This is a genomic window from Glaciihabitans sp. dw_435 (assembly GCF_018449675.1).
GTDB lineage: Bacteria > Actinomycetota > Actinomycetes > Actinomycetales > Microbacteriaceae > Glaciihabitans.
Map to the genome: position 1 here is coordinate 1 of NZ_JAAVUZ010000041.1, position 2632 is coordinate 2632.

Annotated in this window: 3 protein-coding genes; 2 read left to right on the top strand and 1 reads right to left on the bottom strand. The window is 62.7% G+C overall.

The annotated features are described in order from the left end of the window. Positions 1–92: 92 nt before the first annotated feature. Positions 93–989 (bottom strand): oxidoreductase, encoded by an 897-nt coding sequence (locus HB677_RS18140; RefSeq protein WP_213817146.1) that lies wholly within the window; start codon positions 987–989, stop codon positions 93–95. A 122-nt stretch (positions 990–1111) separates the two neighbouring features. On the opposite strand from HB677_RS18140, the gene HB677_RS18145 reads away from it, so the two are divergent. Then, positions 1112–1660 carry a TetR/AcrR family transcriptional regulator gene (locus tag HB677_RS18145; protein WP_213817147.1) on the top strand — a complete coding sequence of 183 codons (549 nt, stop codon included), beginning with the start codon at positions 1112–1114 and terminating at the stop codon, positions 1658–1660. A gap of 8 nt (positions 1661–1668) precedes the next feature. Further along, positions 1669–2574 (top strand): NADP-dependent oxidoreductase, encoded by a 906-nt coding sequence (locus HB677_RS18150; RefSeq protein WP_374193834.1) that lies wholly within the window; start codon positions 1669–1671, stop codon positions 2572–2574. Positions 2575–2632 lie beyond the last annotated feature (58 nt).

Below are 2632 nucleotides of genomic sequence, written 5' to 3' on the forward strand. Positions count from 1 at the left end.
CGGACCAGCTCGCCCGCTTGTGGCGGATACGAACGATTTCGGTACAACCTGCGACCGGGACTCCAACCGGGCTCTTGACCGGTCGCGATGTGTTAGGCGGCAGTTTTCGATGCGAGGGGGAAGGTGGTGTGGGTGAGCTCTTCGGAGATCGCCCAGAGCCGCTGTGCAAGCTGAACTTCGCTTGCCGTCGCTGAGCGGTCGACCAGGGTGGCGGGACCACGGACGCCAAATCGGCTGGGGCCGGCGAAGGAGTTACCTGGAATATCGCTGGTGGCGGCGAGGAGGGTGGGGAGGGCGCCGCCTTCTGGTCCGTGTGCCATCAGGGGAGTAGCGAGAGCACTCAAGAGGTCAAGGACTCGGTTTCCGCTGGTGATGGTGAATCCTGTCGACGCCCAACCGGGATGGGCGGCGTTTGAGCGCACCGGCGATCCGGCACTCGCAAGGCGTCGTTGCAGTTCGGCCGTGAACAGCAGGTTCGCCAGCTTCGACTGCCCGTAGGCGCCGAATGGACTGTACGGGCGGTGCTCCCACTGCAAGTCGTCGAAATCGATTTTTGCAGAGCTGTGCGCGGCGGAAGTAATTGTCACGACTCGGTCGGTGACGCGATCGATCAATAGATTCGTGAGCGCGAAGTGGCCGAGGTGGTTCACGCCGAACTGGCTTTCAAAACCATCAGTGGTGGTCTGCCGTGTGCCAGCCATGGCCCCTGCGTTGTTGATCAGGTAGTCGACGGATCCGTGTATACCATCCGCGAATTCGCGCACGGAGGACAATGAAGACAGGTCAAGGCGACGAGCTTCTGCGCCGGCCCCGATCTTATTCGCAGCAGCCTGGCCTTTCTCGAGGTCGCGGACCGCGAGGATCACCTGCGCCCCTTTCGCGGAGAGTGCGACGGCGGCCGCGTAGCCGATACCGCTGTTGCCTCCCGTGATCACCGCCGATCGTCCGGTTTGGTCAGGAATGAGGGAGGCGGAAGTAAGACGTGTCATGCCTCGACTGTAGGCATTGCCAATAATGTTGTCAATGGCAACCAAGCGAGTAGACTGGTCTCATGGTGGAAAATATCTCTTATCGGCGGAGTAATCTCCGAGAGGCCGTCCTGGATCGAGCCATGACTGTCCTCGGCCAACGTGGTGTGGAAGCGTTGTCGCTTCGCGAACTGGCGCGCGATCTCGGCGTGTCTCATGCAGCGCCGGCCCGACATTTCGCCGACCGCCAGCGCCTTCTTCAGGCCTTGGCTGTTGAAGGCTTCGAACAACTCGCCGAGGAAATCACCCGGGCGATCGCGTCGACACGCGAGCTGCAAGGCCAAGCGCGCCTTGTGGCGGCGGCATACGTCGCTTTTTCCATCGAGAAGGCGAACCTGGTCGATGTCATGTTCCGGCACGAAAGAGCAAATGATGATGGGGTAATCGGGGCGAGCGCAGCCAAGACGTTCGAGCCGCTCTTACAACTCTTTCACGACGGAGAACTCCACGGGGTGGTGCCCGCTGGGGAGGCCGAACTGACGGCCACAGTGTTCTTGGCGGCGATCCAGGGGATCTCCGCGTTGGTGAACTGCGGCGTCGTGACGCCGGAGACAGTGCCGTACCTCGTGAGCAACGCCGTCCCCCGCTTCATCGCTTCAGCGGAGAACAATTCACGAGATGTGCGCCCGTGAGCCGCGTCGTGATTTTTGAGCGATTCGGTGGACCCGAACAGCTTCTCCTCCGGCGGACCGTGGAACCGCGCCCGGGGCCGGGCCAGGCGCGTGTGCGTGTCACAGCGATCGGACTGAACCCGATGGACTGGATGATCTCCTCCGACGCCGCTCTTGCGGCGGCGTTCGGTGTCTCTATTCCCTCGGGATTCGCCCATGACTTCGCCGGCGTGGTCGATGAGATCGCGGACACCTCTCTCGGCTTCGCCGCGGGCGACCGCGTCTTTGGGAGTGTCTCCAGCAGGGCCGCCGCGGACCATCTCATTATTGGTCCAACTGACATCGTGTACCGCACCCCCGGCGGTATCCCTGACGATGTTGCGAGCACTCTCACTGTCGCCGGCCTGACAGCATCGGCGGCGCTCTCGGTCATCGGCGTCAGTTCCTCAGACACGGTCCTGATTGGCGGCGCCGCGGGAGGCGTAGGAGTATTTGCCGTGCAGCTGGCAAGACTCATTGGCGCCACCGTCATCGGCACAGCAGCATCAACAACCGCGCCATTCCTACGGGAACTTGGGGCCGAACCGATCAGCTACGGCCCGGACCTTGCCAACAGGATTAGTGCAATGGCTGGCGCGCACGTCTCCGCCGCGACCGACCTCTTCGGAACCGAGACCGCCCACGCCGCCCTCACGCTTCGAGTCCCACACAACCGAATCTCCGCAATTGCCGCCAGATCAGCTCTACCTATCGGGGTTTTATTAACCAGTGCACGAGACGCCGCCCCGCACGCCATGGACATCATTACCGATGCGATCCTCGCCGGACAACTGCGCGTCCCAATTGCCGAGAAGTTCCCGCTCGACCGCATTCAAGATGCCGTCATCGCGCAAGCCGCACGACACACCCACGGGAAAATTGTCGTCACGACCTAGCAACTCCGACACCGGGCCGCCCTGCCGCCCCTCGGCAACAAAAGCCCGCCTACCGGCG